The sequence below is a fragment of the Nonomuraea glycinis genome (assembly GCF_035920485.1).
Lineage (GTDB): Bacteria > Actinomycetota > Actinomycetes > Streptosporangiales > Streptosporangiaceae > Nonomuraea > Nonomuraea glycinis.
Genome location: NZ_CP109166.1, coordinates 6,706,804 through 6,728,590 on the forward strand (window position 1 = coordinate 6,706,804; position 21,787 = coordinate 6,728,590).

Annotated in this window: 23 protein-coding genes and 1 tRNA gene; 11 read left to right on the plus strand and 13 right to left on the minus strand. The window is 71.1% G+C overall.

All coding sequences use genetic code 11. The features are described from left to right. The first annotated feature begins 44 nt into the window (after window positions 1-44). From OHA68_RS31520 to OHA68_RS31530, 3 genes are read left to right on the plus strand one after another with little or no spacing between them, the layout of a single operon-like run. On the plus strand, window positions 45-530 hold the full coding sequence (locus tag OHA68_RS31520; RefSeq protein WP_327109581.1) for a 2Fe-2S iron-sulfur cluster-binding protein: 486 nt from the start codon (window positions 45-47) through the stop codon (window positions 528-530). Beyond that, window positions 527-1,516 (plus strand): FAD binding domain-containing protein, encoded by a 990-nt coding sequence (locus OHA68_RS31525; protein ID WP_327103477.1) that lies wholly within the window; start codon window positions 527-529, stop codon window positions 1,514-1,516. The genes OHA68_RS31520 and OHA68_RS31525 overlap by 4 nt, the downstream gene beginning before the upstream one ends. Continuing rightward, window positions 1,513-3,819 carry a xanthine dehydrogenase family protein molybdopterin-binding subunit gene (locus OHA68_RS31530; protein ID WP_327103478.1) on the plus strand — a complete coding sequence of 769 codons (2,307 nt, stop codon included), beginning with the start codon at window positions 1,513-1,515 and terminating at the stop codon, window positions 3,817-3,819. Before OHA68_RS31525 ends, OHA68_RS31530 begins: the two co-directional genes overlap by 4 nt. A 66-nt stretch (window positions 3,820-3,885) precedes the next feature. Here the strand turns inward: OHA68_RS31530 and pruA are convergent, their stop codons facing one another. Next, window positions 3,886-5,511 carry an L-glutamate gamma-semialdehyde dehydrogenase gene (gene pruA, locus OHA68_RS31535; RefSeq protein WP_327103479.1) on the minus strand — a complete coding sequence of 542 codons (1,626 nt, stop codon included), beginning with the start codon at window positions 5,509-5,511 and terminating at the stop codon, window positions 3,886-3,888. 2 nt (window positions 5,512-5,513) lie between these two features. Further along, window positions 5,514-6,431 (minus strand): proline dehydrogenase family protein, encoded by a 918-nt coding sequence (locus OHA68_RS31540; protein ID WP_327103480.1) that lies wholly within the window; start codon window positions 6,429-6,431, stop codon window positions 5,514-5,516. A 75-nt stretch (window positions 6,432-6,506) separates the two neighbouring features. Here OHA68_RS31540 and OHA68_RS31545 point away from each other — a divergent pair, with 75 nt between their 5' ends. Next, the gene (locus OHA68_RS31545) at window positions 6,507-7,559 is read left to right on the plus strand and encodes a PucR family transcriptional regulator (RefSeq protein WP_327103481.1); all 1,053 of its coding nucleotides are present in this window, start codon (window positions 6,507-6,509) and stop codon (window positions 7,557-7,559) included. Window positions 7,560-7,601: 42 nt separating this feature from the next. Here the strand turns inward: OHA68_RS31545 and OHA68_RS31550 are convergent, their stop codons facing one another. The 3 genes from OHA68_RS31550 to OHA68_RS31560 all read right to left on the minus strand — a co-directional run bounded on the left by OHA68_RS31550 (window position 7,602) and on the right by OHA68_RS31560 (window position 11,265). After that, window positions 7,602-8,195: an FMN-binding negative transcriptional regulator gene (locus OHA68_RS31550; protein ID WP_327103482.1), complete on the minus strand. Its 594-nt coding sequence runs from the start codon at window positions 8,193-8,195 to the stop codon at window positions 7,602-7,604. A gap of 27 nt (window positions 8,196-8,222) precedes the next feature. Then, window positions 8,223-9,269, minus strand: a complete 1,047-nt coding sequence (locus OHA68_RS31555; RefSeq protein WP_327103483.1) for a glycosyltransferase — start codon at window positions 9,267-9,269, stop codon at window positions 8,223-8,225. 163 nt (window positions 9,270-9,432) lie between these two features. After that, on the minus strand, window positions 9,433-11,265 hold the full coding sequence (locus OHA68_RS31560; RefSeq protein ID WP_327103484.1) for a SpoIIE family protein phosphatase: 1,833 nt from the start codon (window positions 11,263-11,265) through the stop codon (window positions 9,433-9,435). Between the two features lie 73 nt (window positions 11,266-11,338). Here OHA68_RS31560 and OHA68_RS31565 point away from each other — a divergent pair, with 73 nt between their 5' ends. Next, window positions 11,339-12,040 carry an ANTAR domain-containing response regulator gene (locus OHA68_RS31565; protein WP_327103485.1) on the plus strand — a complete coding sequence of 234 codons (702 nt, stop codon included), beginning with the start codon at window positions 11,339-11,341 and terminating at the stop codon, window positions 12,038-12,040. Here the strand turns inward: OHA68_RS31565 and OHA68_RS31570 are convergent. Then, window positions 12,037-12,393, minus strand: coding sequence for an STAS domain-containing protein (locus tag OHA68_RS31570; protein WP_327109582.1), 357 nt, complete (start codon window positions 12,391-12,393; stop codon window positions 12,037-12,039). The genes OHA68_RS31565 and OHA68_RS31570 overlap by 4 nt on opposite strands. 213 nt (window positions 12,394-12,606) lie before the next feature. Here OHA68_RS31570 and OHA68_RS31575 point away from each other — a divergent pair, with 213 nt between their 5' ends. Both OHA68_RS31575 and OHA68_RS31580 read left to right on the plus strand, forming a co-directional pair. After that, window positions 12,607-13,380: a SigB/SigF/SigG family RNA polymerase sigma factor gene (locus OHA68_RS31575; RefSeq protein WP_189140132.1), complete on the plus strand. Its 774-nt coding sequence runs from the start codon at window positions 12,607-12,609 to the stop codon at window positions 13,378-13,380. 42 nt (window positions 13,381-13,422) lie between these two features. Further along, complete coding sequence (locus OHA68_RS31580; RefSeq protein ID WP_327103486.1) at window positions 13,423-13,812, plus strand: ATP-binding protein; 390 nt, start codon at window positions 13,423-13,425, stop codon at window positions 13,810-13,812. A 78-nt stretch (window positions 13,813-13,890) separates the two neighbouring features. Here the strand turns inward: OHA68_RS31580 and OHA68_RS31585 are convergent, their stop codons facing one another. The 4 genes from OHA68_RS31585 to OHA68_RS31600 all read right to left on the minus strand — a co-directional run bounded on the left by OHA68_RS31585 (window position 13,891) and on the right by OHA68_RS31600 (window position 15,859). Beyond that, window positions 13,891-14,085 carry a hypothetical protein gene (locus OHA68_RS31585; RefSeq protein ID WP_189140134.1) on the minus strand — a complete coding sequence of 65 codons (195 nt, stop codon included), beginning with the start codon at window positions 14,083-14,085 and terminating at the stop codon, window positions 13,891-13,893. 6 nt (window positions 14,086-14,091) lie between these two features. After that, on the minus strand, window positions 14,092-14,814 hold the full coding sequence (locus OHA68_RS31590; RefSeq protein WP_327103487.1) for a hypothetical protein: 723 nt from the start codon (window positions 14,812-14,814) through the stop codon (window positions 14,092-14,094). Window positions 14,815-14,819: 5 nt separating this feature from the next. Further along, the gene (locus tag OHA68_RS31595; RefSeq protein ID WP_189140136.1) at window positions 14,820-15,365 is read right to left on the minus strand and encodes a hypothetical protein; all 546 of its coding nucleotides are present in this window, start codon (window positions 15,363-15,365) and stop codon (window positions 14,820-14,822) included. A 68-nt stretch (window positions 15,366-15,433) separates the two neighbouring features. After that, on the minus strand, window positions 15,434-15,859 hold the full coding sequence (locus tag OHA68_RS31600) for a hypothetical protein (RefSeq protein WP_327103488.1): 426 nt from the start codon (window positions 15,857-15,859) through the stop codon (window positions 15,434-15,436). Between the two features lie 157 nt (window positions 15,860-16,016). Between OHA68_RS31600 and OHA68_RS31605 the strand changes: the two genes are divergently transcribed. Both OHA68_RS31605 and OHA68_RS31610 read left to right on the plus strand, forming a co-directional pair. After that, a tRNA-Pro gene (locus OHA68_RS31605) sits at window positions 16,017-16,090 on the plus strand. Between the two features lie 198 nt (window positions 16,091-16,288). Further along, window positions 16,289-17,164: an NAD(+)/NADH kinase gene (locus tag OHA68_RS31610; protein WP_189140138.1), complete on the plus strand. Its 876-nt coding sequence runs from the start codon at window positions 16,289-16,291 to the stop codon at window positions 17,162-17,164. Here OHA68_RS31610 and OHA68_RS31615 read toward each other — a convergent pair. Then, entirely contained in the window at window positions 17,095-18,624 is a 1,530-nt protein-coding gene (locus tag OHA68_RS31615; RefSeq protein ID WP_327103489.1) for a YibE/F family protein, read from the minus strand. The two genes, OHA68_RS31610 and OHA68_RS31615, sit on opposite strands and share 70 nt — an antisense overlap. Window positions 18,625-18,696: 72 nt before the next feature. Between OHA68_RS31615 and OHA68_RS31620 the strand changes: the two genes are divergently transcribed. Then, window positions 18,697-19,410: a DUF72 domain-containing protein gene (locus OHA68_RS31620; protein ID WP_327103490.1), complete on the plus strand. Its 714-nt coding sequence runs from the start codon at window positions 18,697-18,699 to the stop codon at window positions 19,408-19,410. After that, window positions 19,411-20,379 (plus strand): magnesium transporter CorA family protein, encoded by a 969-nt coding sequence (locus OHA68_RS31625; RefSeq protein WP_327103491.1) that lies wholly within the window; start codon window positions 19,411-19,413, stop codon window positions 20,377-20,379. Between the two features lie 61 nt (window positions 20,380-20,440). Here the strand turns inward: OHA68_RS31625 and OHA68_RS31630 are convergent, their stop codons facing one another. Together OHA68_RS31630 and OHA68_RS31635 are read right to left on the minus strand one after the other, a co-directional pair. Next, on the minus strand, window positions 20,441-21,112 hold the full coding sequence (locus tag OHA68_RS31630) for an RNA-guided endonuclease TnpB family protein (protein WP_327103492.1): 672 nt from the start codon (window positions 21,110-21,112) through the stop codon (window positions 20,441-20,443). A 198-nt stretch (window positions 21,113-21,310) separates the two neighbouring features. Further along, a complete protein-coding gene (locus OHA68_RS31635; RefSeq protein ID WP_327103493.1) occupies window positions 21,311-21,727 on the minus strand; it encodes a DUF1850 domain-containing protein in 417 nt (138 codons plus the stop codon). Between the last annotated feature and the right edge of the window lie 60 nt (window positions 21,728-21,787).

The window sequence follows — 21,787 nt, forward strand, 5'->3', positions numbered from 1 at the left end:
TGACGTTGCATCCTGAGGTACGGCCGCGTCCGGCCGGGCACACGATGGAAGTACGGCTGCGGGTCAACGGCGCTGACCGGACACTCCAGCTCGCGCCGCAGGTCAGCCTGCTCGACGCGCTACGCGAGCACCTGGGCCTGATGGGCACGAAGAAGGGCTGCGACCAGGGCGCCTGCGGCGCCTGCACGGTGCTGGCCGACGGCGAGCGGATCAACGCCTGTCTGACCCTCGCCGTGCAGTACACCGGCCGCGAGATCACCACGATCGAAGGCGTCACCGACGGCGAGCTCCAGCGGGCGTTCGTCCGGCACGACGGCTTCCAGTGCGGCTACTGCACCTCCGGCCAGATCTGCTCCGCCATCGGCATGCTGGCCGAGCACGCCGCCGGCATGCCGAGCGCCGTGACCGAGCACCAGCACGGCGACGTCGAGCTGACCCAGGCCGAGATCAGGGAGCGGATGAGCGGCAACCTGTGCCGCTGCGGCGCCTACAACGGCATCGTCGACGCCATCCAGGAGGTCGCCGGATGAGATCCTTCTCCTACGTGAGCGCCCCCGACGTCGCCTCGGCCCTCACCGCGATCGGGGCCAGCCCCAACGCGAAGTTCATCGGCGGCGGCACCAACCTCGTCGACCTGATGCGCGAGGACATCGAGACGCCCGACACGGTCATCGACATCACCAGGCTCCCGCTGACCGGGATCGAGGAGCTGCCCGGCGGCGGCGTGCGGATCGGCGCGCTGGTCCGCAACAGCCACCTCGCCGCCGACCCGCTGATCAGGACGCGCTATCCGATGCTGTCCCAGGCGCTGCTCAGCGGCGCGTCCGGGCAGCTGCGGAACATGGCGACCGTCGGCGGGAACCTGCTGCAGCGCACCCGCTGCGCCTACTTCTACGACTCGGCCGCGGCCTGCAACAAGCGCGAGCCGGGCAGCGGCTGCGACGCGATCGGCGGGTTCAACCGCAATCTCGGCGTTCTGGGCGTGAGCGAGTCGTGCATCGCGACGAACCCCTCCGACATGTGCGTCGCGCTGGCCGCGCTCGACGCGATCGTGGAGGTGGAGAGCGTACGCGGAACTCGCCGCATCCCGCTGGCCGACTTCCATCGGCTGCCGGGCAGCACCCCGCACGTCGAGACCGCGCTGGCCGCCGACGAGCTGATCACGGCGGTCGAGTTGCCGGCCCTGCCGGTGGCGGCGAAGTCGCGCTACCGCAAGGTGCGGGATCGCTCCTCCTACGCCTTCGCCCTGGTCTCCGTCGCCGCCGCGCTGGACGTACGGGATGGCATGGTGTCGGAGGTCCGGCTGGCTCTCGGCGGGGTCGCCACCAAGCCGTGGCGGGCGTACGAGGCGGAGCGGATCCTGCTCGGCGCGCCGGCCGGCGAGGAGTCCTACCAGCGGGCGGCGGCGGCGGAGCTCAGCGCCGCGGTCGGCCGGCCGGAGAACGAGTTCAAGATCGAATTGGCTCGACGCGCGATCGTGGCGACGCTACGTGCGCTGGACGGGAGCGTGGCATGACCCAGACCGAGGTGGCGAGCCCGCCCCGAAGCGAGGCGAAGGAACTCAGCGTCGGCAAGCCGATCGACCGGGTGGACGGCACGGCCAAGACGACCGGCACGGCCCGCTTCACGGCCGAGTACCCCTATCCCGACCTCGCGCACGCCGCGCTGGTGCACGCGACGGTCGCCCGCGGCCGGATCACCGCGATCGACACGGCGGACGCGTCCGCCGTCGAAGGGGTGCTGGCGGTGCTCACCCATGAGAACGCGCCGGCGCTGAAACCGGCGCCCTCGCTGAGCCCGCTGAACCTGAGCAGCATGGTCTCCGGCGCGTCGCTCAACTACCTCAACACCGACGAGGTGCACTGGAACGGACAGCCGGTCGCGGTCGTCGTCGCGGAGACCCTGGACGCCGCGCGCCACGCCGCGCTTCTGGTCCGCGTCACCTACGACCCGCTCCCCGCCACGGTGGACTTCGCGGCCGAGGAGAAGAACGCCACCCCGGTCAAGGGCGACCTGGTCTCGTCCGGCGGAGCGAAGAAGGGCGACGCGGAGGCCGCGCTCGCGGCGGCGCCCGTCTCGGTGGATCTGCGGTTCACCACGCCGCCGTACCACCACAACGCGATCGAGCCGCATGCTACGACGGCGGCGTGGGACGGCGACCAGCTCACCGTCCACGACGCGACACAGTCCATCGACTGGGTGCGCAGGCATCTCGCCCTGCGATTCGACGTGCCGGTGGCGGGGGTGCGGGTGATCGCGCCGCACGTCGGCGGCGGCTTCGGCGGCAAGGGCTCGGTCTGGGCCGGCACCATCCTCGCCGTGATGGCGGCACGGGTGACCGGCCGGCCGGTGCGGATGGTGCTCACCCGCGAGAGCATCTACCACACGGTCGGCGGACGCACCCCCTCGGCGCAGCGGGTGGCGCTCGGCGCGGACGCCGACGGCAGGATGACCGCCCTGATCCACACCAGCGTGGCGCGGATCGGCAGGATCGGCGGCAGGCCCGAGCCGGTGACCGCCGCGTCCGGGCACCTCTACGACGCCGCCACCATCCTGCTCCAGCAGAACATCGTCGAGCTCGACCTGCTGCCGAACACGTTCATGCGCGCGCCCGGCGAGTCGATCGGCACCTTCGCGCTGGAGGCGGCCGTCGACGAGCTGGCCGGCGAACTCGGCCTCGACCCGATCGAGCTGCGGATGCGCAACGAGCCCGCCAAGAACCCGACCGACGGCAAGGACTTCTCCAACCGGATGCTCCGGGAGGCGTACGCGCTCGGGGCGGAGAAGTTCGGCTGGTCGCGGCGGACGCCGCAGCCGGGCTCGATGCGGGACGGCCGGTGGCTGGTCGGCATGGGCGTCGCCTCGGCCTACCATCCGCCCGTCCAGCTGAACGCCAACATCACGGTACGGCTGTCGGTCGACGGCACCGTCGTGGTGCGGTGCGGCTTCCAGGAGATGGGGATGGGCGGGGCGACCGTACAGGGGCAGATCGCCGCCGATGCGCTCGGCGTGCCGTTCGCGTCCGTCAAGGTGGAGTACGGCGACTCGGAGCTGCCCATCGCGCCGATGGCCGGCGGCGCCACCCAGACCGCGAGCGTGGCCGCCGCCCTGCTGGCCGCGTGCGACAAGCTGAAGCGGTCGATGCTCGCCCTGGCCAGACGGTCGGGCGAGTCGCCGCTGCGCGGACAGCGCCTGGACCGCCTCGAAGCCCGTGACGGCGGCCTCTACCAGATCGGCAAGCCGGGTGTGGGGGAGAAGTACACCGACATTCTCGGACGGGCGGGCCGGCCCTCGGTCGATGCCGCCGTTGGGTCCGACAGCGGGCTCGGGGCGGTGGCCGGACAGGTCCGTTTCATGACGAAGTTCCTCCGGGACCGGCGCCGCTGGGTGAAGGCCGCGACGGGGGCGCACTTCTGCGAGGTACGGGTGGATCCGGACACCGGCGAGGTCCGCGTCTCCCGCTGGGTCGGCTCGTTCGACGTCGGCACGGTGATCAACCCGAAGACGGCGAGCAGCCAGCTCCGCGGCGGCATCGTGATGGGGATCGGCATGGCGATGAGCGAGCAGACGCTCATCGACCCGCGCACCGGCCGGATCATGAACCCGAGCCTGTCGGAGTACCACCTCCCGGTGCACGCCGACGTCCCGCCGATCGAGATCCACTACCTGAACGAACCCGACCCGACCATGCCGCTCGGGCTGCGCGGGCTGGGCGAGGTCGGCATCACCGGCGTCGCCGCCGCGCTCGCCAACGCCGTCCACCACGCGACCGGCAGACGCGTCCGCGACCTGCCCATCACCTTGGACAAGCTGCTGTGACCGGCTGAGGTGGTGCGCCCGCGCCCCCGGCTCTCGTGGAGCCGGGGGCGCGGGACGGATCAACCGTCAGCCCATGTGCGGGTAGCGGTGATCGGTCGGCGGGACGAAGGTCTCCTTGATCGTGCGGGCGTTGACCCACCTGATCAGGTTGTAGATCGAGCCCGCCTTGTCATTGGTGCCGGAGGAGCGGGCGCCGCCGAAGGGCTGCTGGCCGACGACCGCGCCGGTCGGCTTGTCGTTGACGTAGAAGTTGCCCGCCGCGAAGCGCAGCCGCTCCGAGGCCGCCGCGATGGCGTAGCGGTCCTGGGCGATGATCGACCCGGTCAGGGCGTACGGCGCGATGCTCTCCATCTGGTTCAGCACCGCGTCGTAGTCGCCGTCGTCGTAGACGTGCACGCCGAGGATCGGGCCGAAGTATTCCTTGACGAAGATCTCGTCCGTGGGGTCGGCGCACTCCAGAATGGTCGGCTTCACGAAATATCCGAGTGAATCGTCGTACGAGCCGGTGAGCAGGTCGATGGTCGACACCTCACGAGCCCGGTTGATGGCGGCCTTGTGCTTGGCGAAGGCCCGCTCGTCGATCACCGCGCCCATGAACGTCGACAGGTCCGCCGCCACGTCCCCGGCGGTCAGCGACTCGGCCGTGGCCACGAAGTCGTCGCGCATCCGGCTCCACACCGAGCGCGGCACGTAGGCGCGCGAGGCCGCCGAGCACTTCTGCCCCTGATACTCGAACGCGCCCCTGATCAGCGCGGTCGCGAGCACGCCGGGGTCGGCGGACGGGTGCGCCATGACGAAGTCCTTGCCGCCGGTCTCGCCGACGAGCCGCGGGTAGCCGCGGTAGGAGGCGATGTTCGCGCCGACCGTGCCCCACAGGTGCTGGAAGGTCGCCGTCGAGCCGGTGAAGTGGATCCCGGCGAGCTCCGGATGGGTCAGCGCGACCTCGGAGATCGCCTGGCCGTTGCCGGTCACCATGTTGATGACGCCCGGAGGCAGCCCGGCCGCCTCCAGCAGCCGCATGGTGAAGTGCGCCGCGAACTGCTGCGTCGGCGACGGCTTCCACACCACCACGTTGCCCATCAGGGCGGCCGCGGTCGGCAGGTTGCCGGCGATGGCGGTGAAGTTGAACGGCGTGATCGCCAGCACGAAGCCCTCAAGGGGCCGGTACTCCATCCGGTTCCACACCCCGGGCGAGGAGATCGGCTGGTCGGCGTAGAGCTGCCGGGCGTAGGAGACGTTGAACCGCAGGAAGTCGATCAGCTCGCAGGCCGCGTCGATCTCCGCCTGCTGCGCCGACTTCGACTGGCCGAGCACGGTCGCGGCGTTCAGCGTCGCCCGCCACGGCCCGGACAGCAGGTCGGCCGCCTTCAGGAAGATCGCGGCGCGCTCGTCGAAGGACAGCGCCCGCCAGTCGGGAGCCGCCCGCAGCGCGCTCGCGATGGCATCGTGCACGTCCTGGGCCGTAGCGTCGTTGGTACGCCCCAGGACGGCAGCCTTGTTGTGCGGCTGCACCACGTCGATGGGCGTGCCGCCGCCCAGCCGCTGGTCGCCGTCGATGGTCATGGTCAGGTCGATCGTGGTGCCGGCCAGCTCCTTGATCCGCTTCTCCAGCGCGGCGCGCTCGGCGCTGCCGGGTGCGTAACCGTAGATCCGCTCGTTCGCGGGAACCGGCACGTTGCTGATGGCGTCCATTTTCACTTACCCCCAAGGGCACGAAGGAAGAAGGCGACGTTGGCGGGGCGCTCGGCCAGGCGGCGCATGAAGTAGCCGTACCAGTCGCCGCCGTAGGGGACGTAGACCCGGACGGTGTGACCGGCCCCGGCCAGGGCCTCCTGCCGGTCGGTGCGGATGCCGTACAGCATCTGATACTCGTAGTCGCCCCGGGAGCGGCCGTAGCGGTCGGCGAACAGCTCGGTGATGGAGATCATCCGGTCGTCGTGCGTCGCCACCATGGGATACCCCTTCCCCGACATGAGGATGCGCAGGCACCGCACGTACGCCTTGTCCACCTCGGTCCTGCTCTGGTGGGCGACGGAGGCGGGCTCGTTGTAGGCGCCTTTGACCAGTCGTACGCGGGCGCCCTCGGCGGCGAGCGCCCGGCAGTCCTCCTCGCTGCGGAACAGGTAGGCCTGGATGGCCACACCGGTCGACGGGTGGTCGGCACGCAGCTCGCGCAGGATGCGCAGCGTCGAGTCGACGGTGGTGTGGTCCTCCATGTCGAGGGTGACGGTCGCGCCGGCGGCGTCGGCGGCCGCGCAGATCTCGCGGGCGTGCTTCAGCGCCATCGTCTCGTCCAGGATCTGCCCGACGGCCGACAGCTTGACCGACACCTCGGCCTTGCCCCCGAGCTCCAGCGGACGCAGCGCGTCCAGCAGCATGACGTACGCCCTCGCGGTGGCGGCCGCGGCGCTCGCGTCGCGGGTCTCCTCGCCGAGATGGTCGACGGTCACGGTGAGGCCCGCGTCGCACAGCCGCCGGACCGCGTCGCGGGCCTGCGCGACGCTCTCTCCGGCGACGAAACGGTCGACCACCTTGCGCGTGAGCGGGAAGGCGGTCACGGAGCGGCGCACGAGCGCGTTCCGGGACGCGGCGAACAGCAGCTGACCCAACATGTCTCCAGCCTAAAACGCCTGTTCAGGCAGGGCCATTGACGGGCGTAACGCGGGGTGTGGCAGGCTGTCATACATATGTACAAAGCCACCGATCTGCAGGAGATCGTCGACGAGATAGCCCGGGTGCTGGGCGCGTCGGCGACGCTGGAGGACCGCTCGTTCCGGCTGCTCGCGTACGGCGCGCAGCACGGCGACATCGACACCGTCCGCCAGGAGTCCATCCTGCGCCGGCGCGCCACGGGGGAGGTGCGCGACTACTTCGAGCGCTACGGCATCGCCCGGGCGCACGACCCGGTGCGCATCCCCGCCGACGCTGACCTCAAGGTGCTGGCCAGGGTCTGCTGGCCGCTGCGCCACCGCGACGTCGTCTACGGCTACCTGTGGCTGCTGGAGTCGGGCAGCCTGACCGACGACGCGCTGGCGCGGGTCGCGCCGCTCGTCGCCAGGGCCGCCGCCGCGCTCGCCCAGGAGGCCAGGAGCCGCCAGGACCTCGGCCGGAGCCTCACGCCGCTGCTGTCCGCCGACCCCGAGGAGCGCGCCGACGTCTCGATCGAGCTGCCCGGCCCGGTGACGGTGATCGCGGTGCGCGAGTCGCAGGAGCGGGTCGCCGCCCTGTGGACGCTCCCGCGCGGCGTGCTCGCCCGCGCCGGCTCCCCGGTCGCGCTGCTCGCCCCGGCGCACCTGGCCGCCGAGGTCGCCCAGACCACCCAGCGCGCGTACGGCACCGCCGCCGGAATCGGCGCGCCCCGGGCCGATCCGGCGGACGCCTGGCAGAGCTGGCGGGAGGCGAAGCAGGCGCTGCGCATCGCCGAGCACTTCCCGAGGTTCGCCCCCGTCGCCCGCTGGGAGGACCTCGGCGTGCACCGGCTGCTGGCCAGACTCGGCCCCGGTGATCTCCGGGAGCTGGCGGCCGAGGTCACCGCCCTCGAACCGGAGCTGGCCCAGACCGTGGAGGCCTACCTGGACCAGGGCGGCCACGCCAACAAGGCCGCCGCCGAGCTGGGCATCCACCGCCAGACGCTCTACTACCGCCTGGGCAAGGCCGAGCGGCTGACGCACCGGGACCTGTCCGACGGCGACGACCGGCTCGCCGTCCACCTGGGGTTGAAGGCCGGCCGGCTGCGGTGAGGGTCAGGCCGGGTGGCTTGGGGGTAAGGCCGGGCTTGAGGGTCAGGCCAGGTGGCGCAGGGCCGCCTCGTCGCCGGGGCCGCCGCGCTCGGTGAGGCCCCGGGCGACCCGCTCGCGCACCCCGGCGTCCTTGTGCCCGTCGTACTTGAACTTGCCGCGGATCTCCGTCACGGCCAGCCGCAGCCCCTGCAGCCCCGACAGCAGCCGTGGCATGGCGGCCGGATCACCGTGGCCGGGCTCCAGGTCGCCGAGCTGGGCGCGCAGGATCTCCAGCTTGCCCTCGGGGTCGGTGACGATCTCGGCCCGGCAGGTGAGCTGGACCGAGGAGTAGTACGTGGTGGGGACGCCGAGCGCGGGGTCGGTGCCGGGCTCGGCCCGCCACCGGCCGTCGATGTACGCCCACGGGCCCGCCACCGACAGCAGAACCGCGGGGTTCTCCTCGATGGCGGGCCAGATGGGGTTGGGCCTGGCCAGATGCAGCCAGACCGTCCGATCGTCCACGAGCAGGAACTGGGTGGGCACCACGACCGGCACGTCCCGGCCCCGGCCGGCGGCGATCAGGTGCCCGAACTGGTGGTCCTTCACGTACGCGAGCGCCTGGTCCTCGGTGCCCGCATCCCAGGGGTGGATCAGCATGCGGTGACCATATAAGACGCCGGTTCGCTACGCGCAGGCGGATTCGTACACGCGCAGGAGCTCCTGACTGACGCGCTCCCAGGAGTAGCGCGAGCGGGCCCGGTCGGCGCCCGCGTAGCCGAGCGCGGTGCGCAGCGTCGGGTCGGTGAGCAGCTCACGGGCCAGCCGCGCGGTCCTGGCGGGCCGGTCCGGCGGCACCAGCAGGCCGGTGACGCCGTCGATGACGGAGTCGAGGTGGGCGCCGACGGCCGAGGCGATCACCGGCACGCCGCAGGCCATGGCCTCCAGCGCCACGATGCCGCTCGTGGCCTCCCGCGGCACCGACACCACGGCGTCGGCGCTGCGCATCAGCTTGGGCACCGAGGCGCGCTTGACCTGACCCAGCATCGTCACCCTGTCGGCGACGCCGAGCTGCTCGGCCAGGGCGCGCAGCCGCCGCGCGTCCCTGTCGTCCTCGAGCTGCTCGGGGTCGGGGCCGCCCGCGATGACCAGCTCCACGTCCGTCAGGCCCGGCAGCGCGCGGACGATGGTGTGCGCGCCCCGGTCGGGGGAGAGCGGGCCGACGTGCAGCAGTCGCCTGCGGGCGCCGCGCGCGGCCGTCAGGCCCTGGCGGTGGAAGCGCTCGGTGTCCACGCCGTAGGGCACGATGGCGATGTGGTTGCGCGGGACGCCGATCCTGATCAGCGCCGACTCCTCGTCGCCCGAGCCCGCGATGACCACCCTGGCCCGGCGGCCGAGCGCCCGCTCCAGCTTCAGGTGCGCCGCGTCGACGGTGTGGAAGGTATGGGTGACCGGCACGTCCAGGCCCTTGGCGCCGGTGACCGCGGCCAGGCCGTAGGTCCACGAGTGCGCGTGGATCACGTCGGGGCGGTCCTGCTGCCAGCGCTTCATCAAATGGTCGCCGACGTCGTTGAGGAACGGCACCACGTCGGCCGGGCTCAAGCTGCGGGCCGGTCCCACACCGATGTGCTCCACCGTGACACCCGGGGCCACCCTCGTCCTGGGTTTGCCGTCGGCGCTCTCGCGGCGGGAGTAGATCGTGACGTGGTGCTCACGTCCAAGCTCACGGGCCACCGAAAGAATCTGGTGACGCTTGTTACCGGAACCGGAAGCGACGATTGCGATATTCATGGCACACCTCAGCGTTGAAAAGCCTTCAAGGTGTGCCTGCGTCTTAGGCACGTCGGTCTACGGCAAGACCATACCCATTTTCTGCCGATTCGCAAACCCTGCCGAATCAGACACCGCGTAGGGCCAGCACCACGATCTCGTCCCAGACCTGCCCGGCGGAGAAGGCGTTGCGGTCCTCCTCGATGGCCTTGACCACGGTGGACGGCCCCTGCCCCGCACATCTGCCCAGGACGTCCGCCAGCCGCTCCTCGCCGTACGGCTCGCCCAATTCGTTCCTGGAGGAAATGAGGCCCTCCGAATAGAGCACCAGCGTCTCGCCGACGGCCAGCGTGATCTCCTCCGTGCTGGTCTCCGCCTCGGGCGCGATGCCGAGCGGGACGCCGCCGCCGGCGGCGAAGCGTACGTAGCCGTCGGGCTGCACCAGTGCCGCCGGGTGGTGGCCGGCCGAGGACATGCGGATCCGGCGGCCCTTCACGAATCCGGCCAGGGCCATCACGAACAGGCCCGTGCCCTGCTCGACCAGGGCTTTGTTGACCTTGCGCACCACCGGGTCCGGGTCGGACTCCCAGACACTGAGCACCCGCAGCCCGCCCCTGACCATCGCGCTGACGGACGCGGCCTCCTCGCCCTTGCCGGCCGCGCCGCCCAGCGCGAACCCCCAGCCGCCGCCGACCGGGAACACGTCGTAGAACTCGGCGCCGACCGACGAGCCGGGCCGGTAGACCGCGGCGGCCTCGTAACCGGGCACGTCCGGCAGGCTCCGCGGGGCGACGCTGGCCGACAGCGCGTCGGCCGCCCGCGAGCGGCTCTGGAAGCTGCTCTGCGCGCGCACCGCCAGGCCGAGCTGCATCCCGACGTCCTGCATGACGCTCAGGTCCGCCAGCGTGAACGGGGGCCGGTCGTGGGCGCGTACCAGCGTCAGCACGCCGTCGCCGGCACCGATCGGCACGCACAGCAGCGACCCGGCGCCCATCACGGTCAGCAGCGGCCCTTCGGCGCAGAACCCGAGCAGCGTCTCGTCGTCGACCATCTCGTGCACCACGCCGGAGCGGCGCTCCAGCACCTGCGTCACCACCTGGGCGCCGGCCGGGGCGGTCGCCTCGACCTGCCGGGTCAGCTCGGCCACCGGGAGGTTCTTCGGCCCGGCCACCACCGAGCGCCGGGGGAGCCCGTCCCGGACCATGTCCGCGATCACCCAGTCGGCCCATTCGGCGGCCAGCAGCCGGGTCGCTCTGGGCAGCGCGACCGGCTGGCGGAGCGCCTCCTCGTCCAGCAGCAGCCGGCCCATCCTGGCCAGCAGGTCCTGGCGCTTGGCCGCGGCCATCACCAGCGCGCCGTCGGACAGCTCGGGCCGCCGGGAGCCCGGCTCGGGCAGCTGCACCTGCGTCGGCAGCGCCACCACGGCCACCATCTGCTGCGGCTCGCCCGGCATCGTCAGCCGCGAGATCGCCAGCTGCACCGTGTGCGTCCTGCCCTGGTGCGCCAGCCGGGTCTCGAACGCCGCCGGCTGCCCGATCTGCAGCACCGATGTCAGATGGGACCGGAACGCCGCCCGGCGCGACACATCCACCAGCAGCGGGAACGACCGGCCCACGAGATAGCCGTCGGGACTGCCGAGCATCCGCGAGGTCTCGGGGTTGATCCGCCTGACCATGCCGCCGCCGTCGAGCACGATGACCGGCACCGGAAAGGCCCGGAACACCTGGCGCAGCAGCTTCAGCTCCCGCTGCGACCCGTCCTTCTTCCCGGCGGAGCGCCGGGGCGCCTTGCCCAACTGCTCGCGGGCCTCGGCCAGCAGCTCAGCGGCGGTGTCCAGCTCCGCGAGCGCGGCATCGAGGGTGGGGCCGAGATCCGCGGGATATGCGGCCCTCGCCTCACGCAACGACGAGACACGCCCCTCAAGTGCGTTGAGGGCGTGATCGAGGTCCGGCATGGTCATCCTCCGACGCTACGCCACACGGGATAATGGTCGCCATAAGGGGTAGGGGCTTGATGTTATGGAATCCACTGCGATGATCACTCCTGGGCTCGCCCGTAATCTGGCGACGCTCGGCCGGCTCGGCGAGGACACCTCGACCGAGAGCGTGCTGCGCGGTCTGACCACGGCGCTGGCGGACGGCGTGCCCGGCTGCTCGGGCGGCTCGGCCGAGCACTGGCGCGACCATCGCGTCCTGGTGTCGGGCTCGCACAGCGAGCTCATCATGCTCGTCGAAAGCGAGCGTGAGCTGGGCGAAGGGCCGTCCATCGAGGCCAGGAAGACCGGCAACCGCGTCGCCGTCGCCGACGTGCTCGCCGACAGCCGCTGGCCGCGCTACGCCGCTCTGGCCACCCGCTGGGGCGTGCGCTCGGTCCTGGCGGTCCCGATCGAGGTGTCCCCCGTCCTGCTGATCGTGGGCCTCTATTCGGTACGCCGCGGCGCGTTCTCCCCGCAGGGCGCCCAGTCGCTCGCCGGCATGCTGACCGAGCAGGTCGGGGTGGCCATGGCCAACATGTGGGACTTCGAAGAGGTGCGCACCGACGCCGCCCAGCTGCAGGAGGCCCTGGCCGGCCGGGCGCTGATCGACCAGGCCAAGGGCATCATCATGCAGACCAGCGGGTGCACGGCCGAGGCCGCCTTCGAGGAGCTGCGCCGGATCTCCCAGCATCACCAGGTGAAGGTGGCTGACCTGGCGCGCCTGCTGGTCGAGGAGCATCAGACGAAGAATCGTCGTTAGCCGATGGCGGCCAGGGCGTCGTCGAGGGTGTCGTAGATCGGCAGTCGCTGGGCCAGTCCGGTGATCCACATCACCTTGGACTTCGAATATTCCACACCGATCAGGGCGAACTTGGTCCCCGAGGTCAGGCTCGTCTGCCAGTGGTGGACGATCAGCCCCAGTGCGCGCGAGTCCATGAACGTCACCCCACCGAGGTCCAGGATCAGATCCGGACCGGCCAGCGAGAGGTAGTCGGCGAACTGTTCGCGCGTGGTGGCGTCAAGGACACCGTCGACCTTGATCACAGAGATCTCGGCCGCTGTCGACGATGTCAGGGTCAGGGCCGCCACTGACCCGTCGCCGTTCTCGGGCATTGTCACGGGGCAACATTACCGAAGTCCACCGAAAGCCTTGGCCTTCACGCATTGCGGCCCTCCCGTGACGCAAGACGGGATATTTCGCGGGAGATAGGGGATACTGGGGGAGAAGTCCAGCAGAGGGCTTTCGTCTCGAAGTAGAGCGAGGCGCGCCGCTGCATGGGCTTTTTCTCGTGCAGGGGGCGCCTGAAACCCAGATGAGGAGCAGCCATGGCTGCGCAGACACTCGTCCTCGAAGAGATGACCGCCGAAGCGCTTCTGGCCGAGATGGTCAGGCACGACGCCCCGCACAGCCAGCGAGAACGGGTACGCGAACGTATCGTCGAGATGCATCGGCCGCTCGCCATGGAGATCGCCAGGCGCTACCGCTATCGCGGCGAGCCCTTGGAAGACCTCCTCCAGGCGGCCTACGTCGGCCTGATGAAGGCCATCAACGGCTTCGACCCGACCCTCGGCCACGCCTTCAGGGGGTACGCGGTGGTCACCATGACCGGAGAGGTCAAACGCCACTTCCGCGACCGCACCTGGGCCATCCGGGTGCCCCGCCTCTACCAGGAACGCCGCTCCGAGCTGAACCGGCTCGTCGCCGACCTCAGCCAGGACCTCGGCCGCTCGCCCACCATCGCCGAGCTGGCGGCCAAGATGAACATCTCCGAGGAGGACGTCCTGCTCACCCTCGACGCCTCCGCGGCCTACAGCACGCTCTCCCTCGACGCGCCGCTGGGCACCGAGGACGACGCCGCCTCGCTCGGTGACGTCATCCCGGAGGACGACGACACCCTCAGCACCATGGTCGACCGGGAGGCGGTCAAACCGCTGATCGACGCGCTGCCGTCCAGAGAGAAGCACATCCTGCTGCTGCGCTTCTTCGGCAACATGACACAGGCCGAGATCGCGGCGGAGTTCGGCATCTCGCAGATGCACGTGTCCAGAATTCTCCGTAAGGTTCTCGACCAACTGCGCGCAGAGCTTCTGGTCGGCTGAGAAGGCGGTTGCCGGGTGATGAGAGAGGACGCGGATCCTCGGGTGGACTCCACGAGTCCGCCACCCGGCGCGCCCGTACGACGGCTCCGCTTCGGGCTCCCGGACCTGCCTCAGGTCCGGGAGTTCGCCGAATCCGGGGCGCGTGACGTCGGCATGTCGGAAGAGTCGGTCAACGACTTCGTGATCGCCGTCAACGAGGTGGCCACGAACGCCGTCACCCACGGCGCCGGGGACGCTCAGGTGCGCACCTGGTCCGACAACGGCGACATCGTCGTCGAAGTGCACGACGAGGGCAACTGGAAGGCGGGGCCGGTGCCCGGGGCGGTGGGCGGCATGGGGCTGTGGGTGGCCCGGCTGCTCTCCTCCGACCTGACGCTGCGCATCGGCGGCCGGGGCAGCACGGTGGTCATGCGGTTCCCCGCCAGCGCCTGACACCTGACGCCTGACAACGCCGCGCGCGACGCACCCGGTGGTTCGGGTGCGCCGCGAAAGTGCTGCGACAGGTACGGGTCAGCGGCGGGCGCGGCCGCGCCATCCGCCGTTGGTCTTGATGCTGGCCGTGCCGATGCCGGCCTGGTGGAGCGCCAGCAGGGTCAGGCCGAGCAGCATGAAGGTCGTCCCCGAGATGCTCCCGGCGATCTGGGTGTCCAGCAGGTCGAGCAGGAAGCCCAGCCCGAAGATGATCGCTGCGACGATGGCGAGCATGTCACATCACCTCGTGTTCGGTTCGGAGAGGGCCAGCAGGCGCTCCAGCACGCCCCGGTAGTCGCGCAGCGCCAGGCGGAGCTGCTCGGTGTCGCCGCCGTCGGCGCTCTTCCACCGCTCACGCAGCTCGCCCGTACGGGCGGTCAGCGAGCTGGTGAGAGCCTCGACGACCTCTTCGACCAGGTCGTCGGCACGGTGGACGGCCTGGCCTGGGTCGTCGACGAACGAGGCCTGCAGGTCGCGCCAGCGGGCCTGCGCCTCGGCGGGGTCCTGGTCGAACAGGACGATCTCCTTGGGCGCCGCGTGCGAGGGGGTCTCGTCGGCCGGGAGCCGGCCGGTCTCGGTGACGATCACGGCCTCGGAGTCCGTGCCGGCACCGGGCTCGATCCCGGGGTCGGTCCTGTGGTCGGGGTCGGTCCGCGAGTCGAAGTCGTTCCCGGAGCCGGGGTGGGTCCGGGAGTCGAAGTCGTTCCCGGGACCGGAGTCGGTCCGCGAGTCGACGTCGTTCTCGTGCTCGAAGTCGTTGTCGTGCTCGGGGGTGGTGAGGGAGTCGGGGTCGGGGCCGGTCCGGGAGTGGGGGCCGGTTCGGGGGTCGGGGTCGGCCGCGACCAGCATGTCGTCGTCCGTGCCGGTGTAGGGGGCGCGGTACGTGGGGTCCTCGTGGGCGTCCTGGGTGCCGTCGCGGGCGTCGTCCGCCCGCTGCGAGGGCACCTTGAGCTCGTCGTGCATGTCTGTCACCGTCCTCTGGAGGTCTCGTGCAGCAGCTCCTCGAACAGCGAGCGATAGTGCACCATGGCCTGGCGGAGCTCCTCCGTGGAGGCCGCCTTCCTGGCCGCGCGCCCGCTGATGTCGTGAGCCTTGCGATAGTGGTCCAGCGTGCTCGCGTGGCCCACCGACAGGTCGGACAGCCGCTGCTCGAAGTTCTCGGTCGGGTAACCCCGCTCGGCCATGACGGCGGCGACCAGTTGGTCGGCCTCCGTCACCGCGAAGCCGGGCGAGTCGACGAAGCGCTCCTGCACCTCGGTCCAGCGGCTGGCGTAGGTCTCACGCGACTCCTCCGGCAACGGCCGGATGTCGAGGTCGGCGTGGCGCTGCTCGCGGGCGATCAGCTCCTGCTCCACTTCCCGCTTGTTGTCGTGCTCGGCCATCATGCGCTCGTACTCGGGGCCGAAGCGTTCGCGCAGGTGGCTGCGGCGCTGCTGCTGAAGCACGACATAGCCCACCGCGGCGATCGCCACTACCGCGAGTACGACGACGGCCACCCAGATGAAGGTGGTCATGATGTTCGCCTCCGGTCTCTGTGTTGAGACCGGCGTCTTCCCGAGAACGGGCCCGCGAAACGCCCGGATCAGCCCTGTTGCAGGCCTTGCCCGGCCGCGGCCAGCACGGATGCGACATGTGAGCCGGCTGGGTCCGCAGGGACCTCGGTGAACCCGGCGGCCGGGTCGTAGCTCACGTCGAGCCCGGCGTCGACGAGCCGCTGGGCCCAGCGCAGCGCGGTGTTGAGCCGCTCGGCCGCGGGCGGCCTGCCCTGTGCCGCCGCCGACAGGTTGCGCAGGTTGGTGGCGGGCCCGGACTGGGCGTGCGCGCGCGCCAGCTTCCACGGGACGGCGCGGCTGTGGTCGAGCATCGGCTTGGCCAGCCCGGCGGCCCGCTTGGCCTGCAGCACCCCGGACTCGCTCACCCCGAAGCGCGCGGCCAGCTCCTGCACGCTCAGCCCTTCGGCGACGAGCCTGGCCAGCTCGTCCCGATCGATCGTCGGCCTGCGTCCCACCCGGCCACCTCCGCTTCCCGTACCTCCTCAGACTACGGTGCCGGCCCATCGGCCAGGCGGTTCGAGCACGGATCGCGAGGCTCGCAACCGTGATAGTCTTTCTCCTGCGCAACCGAGGGAATCCACCACATTCGCCACGGCTCTGAGCAGCAGTTTCCGGGGTATGGCCCAGCTTGGTAGGGCGCCTGACTGGGGGTCAGGAGGTCATCGGTTCGAATCCGGTTACCCCGACGCATGGAGAGGCTCGATCAGCGAACATCGTTGATCGGGCCCTTCTCGTTTCCCGGCCCGAAAGACCGTTCGGAGCCACCTACAAACCCGTTCGAGGCCCTGAGCGGACCGCGAACGGACCCCGTACGGCGATGCGCGCGGCGCGACCGGCCGCTCCGGGCTCCCGAGATGTCGTGATGGGGCCCCTAAGGTGTCTGTATGGGCATGGTGGGAACGGTCGGCCTGGTGCTGCATCCCAGGCGCGACTCCAAGAAGGCGATCGACACGATCCTGAGGTGGGCCGCCGAGCGCGGCGTCACCGTGCTCGGGCTGCCGGAGGAGGTGGGCCGGATCGACTGCAGCGCGGTGGCCGTGGACGCCGACTCGCTGGTGGAGCGGGCCGACCTGCTGGTGAGTCTGGGCGGTGACGGCACCATGCTGCGGACGATGCGGCTGATCGCCGGGCGCGACACGCCGGTGCTCGGGGTCAACCTGGGGCGGCTCGGCTTCCTGGCCGAGATCGACGTCGAGGAACTGCCCGACACCCTGTCGGCCATCGATGGACACCGCTACACCGTCGAGCCGCGGATGGCGGTGCGCACCAGGCTCGCGGACACGGCGGAGCTGACCGCGTTCAACGACATCGCGCTGGTCCGCACCCCGGGGGAGGGGCTGGCCGCGGTGACCATCACGCCGGCCGGGCATCCGTTCGTGAACTACGCCGCCGACGCGGTGATCGTGGCCACCTCCACCGGCTCGACCGCCTACAGCTTCTCGGCCGGCGGCCCGGTCGTGTCGCCCCGGGTGGAGGCGGTGCTCGTGGTGCCGGCGGCGGCGCACTCCTCCTTCAACCGGGCGCTGGTGCTGCCCGCCGACGAGGAGGTGGCGCTGGAGCTGCTGCCGGCCAGCGGGCGGCTGGCGGTCGAGCTGGACGGGATGGTGGTCGGGCACGTGCGGCCGGGCGACCGGATCACGGTGACCGCCGTGCCGGGCGCGGCCAAGGTGGTGCGTCTCGGCACCACCTTCTACGAACGGGCGCGGCGCAAGCTACGGGTGGACGGCAGCATCGAGGTGGGCCGAGCCGAAGTGGGCTGAGCTGAGCTGGGCTGGGCCGAGCTGCGTGGGGCCGAAGTGGGCTGAGCTGAGGTGGGCTGGGCCGAGGTGGGCTGGGCGGGTGAGCGGCGGTGCCGGGCCGGTCGGGACGGTGGCTCGGCAGGATCGTGCGCGGCCGGTCGGTCGTACGGGTCGGCGCGGTCGTACGGGTCTGCCCGGTCGCGGGGGGTCCACAGGTCGTGCGGGTCGGGGCGGCCGGGGTGGTCCGGGTGGTCCGGGTGGTCCGGGTGGTCGTCCGGGTCGGTGTGGTCGTGCGGGTCGGGGTGCGCGTCCGTGTCCGGCGGGTCGCGGCGGGCCGTCACGAGGGCGGCCAGCGCGGTGGTGATCGGCACGGCGGCGATGAGGCCGAGCGTGCCGACGACGCTGCGGGCGATCTCCTGGGCGAGGACCGGCGTGGTCAGCACCTCGCCGAGCGGCTGCTCGCCGATGCTGAAGAGCAGCAGCAGGGGCAGCGAGGCGCCCGCGTAGGCGAGGATGATGGTGTTGATCACCGAGGCGATGTGCGCCCGCCCGACCCGGCTGCCCGCCCGGTAGAGCCGGCGGAACCCGTAGGAGGGGTTGGCGGCGGCCAGCTCGGCGACGGTGACCGACTGGGTGACCGTCACGTCGTCGAGGACGCCGAGCGCGCCGATGATGATGCTGGCCAGCAGCAGCCCCTGGGTGTCGATCGACAGGCTCATGTCCAGGGTGAAGGAGCTGTCGTCGGTGATGCCGTTGAGCCGGGCCAGCCCGATCGCGGCGTAGGACAGCGCTCCGGTGATGACGAGGCTGGCCAGCGTGCCGAGCAGGGCCATCGACGTCGCCAGCGTGAACCCGTGGGTGAGATAGAGGACCGTCAGCATGATCGCCGCCGCGCCCACGATGGCCACCAGCATCGGCGGCCGGCCCTCCAGGATGCCCGGGATCACGAACGTCAGCAGCAGCACGAACGTGATCGCCAGCCCGGCCAGCGCGGTGACGCCGCGCCAGCGGCCGAACGCGATCACCGCCAGCGCGAAGGCCGCGCCGAACAGCCACAGCGGCGTCGAGCGGTCATGGTCGGACAGCTGGTAGGCGGGTGTGCCGGGCTCGGCCTCCGGGTGGTGCAGCAGGATCACGTCGTCGCCCGCGGCGAAGCGCTGCGAGCCGGGGCCGCTCGGCAGCGAGAGCGTCACCCGCTCGTCGTCCTCGACCGAGACCGTGGCCTTCCCGCAGGTGGCCGGGTGCGGCTTGGGCGCCCCCGGCTGCGTCTCGCCGCAGGGCTCCAGGGTCACAGCGGTGATCGTGCCGGTGAGGCGCTGGAAGCCGGACTCCTGGACCGCCGACCCGGTCCTGCCCTCGGGCCACAGCCACACCAGCGCCACCAGCGTGGCGATCGCCAGCGGCAGCAGCACGGCCAGCGTGGCGACCACGGCCCGCCGTGACGCGGGCACGGCGGTGCCGTGCGAGTGATTGGCGCCCATCCCGAATCGGCCTCCCCGTGGACTTCGCGATGAGACAGTACTGCACCTCGACCTGCTGGGTAGACCGCTCGCATGACGACGCTGGTGGGCACCTCCGGATGGCAGTACCGCGACTGGCGCGGCGTGCTCTACCCGCAGGACGTCCCGCAGCGGCTCTGGCTGGAGACCTATGGCGAGCGGTTCGGCACGGTCGAGAGCAACAACGCCTTCTACCGCCTGCCGTCGCCGGAGACGTTCGCGGCTTGGCGCGAGCGGACCCCGTACGGCTTCGTGATGGCCGTGAAGGCGAGCAGGTTTCTCACCCACATCAAGCGGCTGGGCGAGCCGGAGGAGCCGGTCGAGCGGCTGATGAAGGCGGTGGCGGGGCTGGGGGACAAGCTCGGCCCGATCCTGCTGCAGTTGCCGCCGACGCTGAAGGCCGATCCGGGCAGGCTGGACCGGTGCCTGGGCTGCTTCCCGGGCGGGGTGCGGGTGGCGGTGGAGTTCAGGCACGCGTCGTGGTGGACGGAGGAGACGCGCAAGGTCCTGCGGGCCCACGAGGCGGCGCTGTGCTGGGCGGACCGGCTCGGCCGGCCGCAGAACCCGTTCTGGGACACCGCGTCCTGGGGCTACGTACGGCTGCACGAGGGCCGCGCCACCCCCGCGCCCTCGTACGGTGACACGGCGCTGAGGACCTGGGCCAGGCGGGTGCGCGAGGCGGGCTGGCGGGACGCGTACGTGTACTTCAACAACGATCCCCACGGTGCCGCCGTGCGGAATGCCGAGCGCTTTGCCAGACTCGTCTAAGTGCGTACACGTCTGTACAGAAACGGCCGTCTGGAGAAGGACGGCTTCCCGGTGGCGGAGGTCTCCGACTACCTGGCCGACGGCCGGAACGTCGTCTGGTTCGACCTGTGCTCCCCGACGGTCGAGGAGCTCGCCGTCGTCGGGGAGGAACTCGGGCTGCACGAGCTGGCGGTCGAGGACGTGCACAACGACCATCAACGCCCGAAGGTCGATATATACGACAATCACCTGTTTATCGCCGTCTATGCCGCACACTTCGACGGCGAGAACGTCGACCTCGCCGAGGTCGACCTCTTCGTCACCGCGAACGCCCTGGTCACCGTGCGGCAGAGCGACCGCTTCGACATCGACGAGGTGCTGCGGCGCTGGGACGCCGCTCCCCACCTGGCCGGCCACGGCGTCGCCTTCCTGCTGCACGGCGTGCTGGACTACGTGGTCGACGGCCATCTCGCCGTGGTCCAGGAGCTCGACGCGCAGGCCGAGACACTGGAGGACGCGCTGTTCGAGGAGCGGCCGTCGGGCGGCCGCGAGCTGCAGCGCAGGATGTACGACCTGCGCAAGGCCACGGTCAGGTTCCGCAAGGTCACGATGCCGATGCGGGAGGTCGTCGGCACCCTGCGCCGCCGCGACCAGGAGCTGGCCGCCGACCCCAGGATGGCCCCCTACTACGAGGACGTATACGACCACGCGCTGCGCACCAGCGAATGGGTCGAGTCACTGCGCGACCTGCTGGCCAACATGCGGGAGACCCGCCTGGCCGAGCAGGGCTTCCGGCTGAACGAGATCATGAAACGGCTGACGAGCTGGGCGGCGATCATCGCGGTGCCGACCGCCATCACCGGCTTCTACGGCCAGAACGTGCCCTACCCCGGCTCGGGGGAGCCGTGGGGCTTCTGGTTGTCGCTGGTGCTGGTGGCCGTCGCCTCGGTGGTGCTGTACGCGGCGTTCAAGAAGAAGGACTGGCTTTGACTTCTCCTCGCCGTGAATGGCGGGGTTCTCCCGTCTCGCGGCGGGGTGTTTACTGCTGCTTCTACGCCGCGTGTGCGGTGGAGGTTTCGGGCGGGGCCAGGTTCGGGATCGCCTTGCCTGGTCTTACCTGCCCTGCACAGTCGTTTCGGGTGTCCGCCAGCCCGGCGGCCACGTCGTGCACCGACCTCACGTCGTTCAGGTCGGTCGGGTCGTTCAAAGCCTTCAGGCGGATGCCTTCGGCGAGAATGTTGAGCGCTGCGGCGATGTCGCGGTCGTGGTGTTCGCCGCAGGAGGGGCAGTCCCAGGCGCGGACGTTCAGGCCGAGTTTCCCGATCTTGTGGCCGCAGCAGGGGCACAGCTGGGAGGAGGGGTACCAGCGGTCGATGGTGATGAAGGTGCGGCCGTGGCGGGCGGCTTTGTCTTCCAGCAGGCGTAGGAAGGTGCCCCAGGAGGCGTCGTTGACGCTCTTGGCCAGCCTGCCCCGCGCCAGCCCCCGCACCGCCAGGCCCTCGACCGCTACCGCTTGATTCTCGCGGACGATCGCAGTGCTGACCTGGTGCAGGAAATCCCGGCGCGCGTCGGTGACCTTGGCATGCTGACGGGCGAGGGTGATGCGGGCTTTGGTGCGGTTGGCGCTGCCCTTCCGTGACCCCAGCGCCGGCGGCGCCTTGAGCGCTGCCGGGGCGGAGCTTGAACGCGGTGGTGGTGAACCGGGCCGACTGCCGGCGATCACGGCGCGACTTGAACACCGGCAACCCCACCTTCGGACCTTTGCGCTTGCCCGACACCGAGGCGAAGAAGCTCGTATAGGCCACGTCCAGGTCCCGCAGCGCCTGCTGCAACGGCACCGGCGACACCTGAGCGAGCCACTCCTGCCCACCCCTCCTACCAACAGGCCAACCCCTGACAGGAACCGCATTCATCCCCAGCCTCAAGGACTCTGTTGGCGAACTGGGAAGCTCCGGTAAGGCGGTGGGCACGGGCCGCCCCGGTCGTGCGTCGTCAGCTCCACCGCGACCCGCACCTGCCGCGCCCCCGACGCCGGATACAGCGGCAGGCACCGCCCGCCCGCCAGCAGCGTCCTGCGGCCGATGGGCGTTGCGATCAGCGGTAGCTCGTCGTAGGTCACGGGCACGGCCAGGCGCAGCAGCCACCGCCCGCCCGGCAGGCGACTCCGCTCGCCGTCCAGCGCGTAGTAGTCGAGCACGCCGCCGCTGTCCGAGACGACGGCCCGCATGGTGAAGCGGCCGCCCTCCACGGTGAAGACCTCCGCGGAGGGGGCGCGGTAGACGCTGTGCACGTAGCCGATCGCGAACACGCCGGAGCGGGGGAGGACGAGCCCGTTCACGGCCGGTCGCCCGGCCCCACCTCCGGAACCGACCGCCAGCACCGCCACCAGCGCCAGAAC